Source organism: Pauljensenia sp. UMB6358, assembly GCF_030216865.1.
Taxonomy (GTDB): Bacteria; Actinomycetota; Actinomycetes; order Actinomycetales; family Actinomycetaceae; genus Pauljensenia; species Pauljensenia turicensis_A.
This window is the reverse complement of sequence record NZ_JASOMS010000139.1, coordinates 1-288: the sequence shown is the minus strand read 5'-3', so window position 1 is coordinate 288 and position 288 is coordinate 1. Positions and strand designations below refer to the sequence as shown.

The following is a 288-nucleotide window of genomic DNA, read 5'->3' as shown; positions in this document are numbered from 1 at the left end:
CCTATGATGACCTCGGAGCAGACCACCCGATTAACGTGGGCGATAAGTGGTCTGTTGACCTGGAAGTACGCCAGTACAGGCTACCGGATGGGTCTTACCTTCCGGAGATTGAAAAGTTCCGTAACGCGGCCATGCCTGGTAAGCGGGGTAAAGAAGCAACCGTTCATGTTCGTTACTATGACAAGCCTGCTGGTGGGCCGGGTAACCCAACAGAAGCATACGAGGGCCTGGTAACGGTCAAGTTTAATCGTGGTGCGGATGGTGTCGCCGATATTGGTGGGCACTCTA

At 54.2% G+C, this 288-nt stretch carries 1 protein-coding gene; it reads left to right on the top strand.

All coding sequences use genetic code 11. The annotated features are described in order from the left end of the window. The coding region (locus QP381_RS08940) for a hypothetical protein (protein WP_285068644.1) at positions 1–288 on the top strand (288 nt) is incomplete at both ends.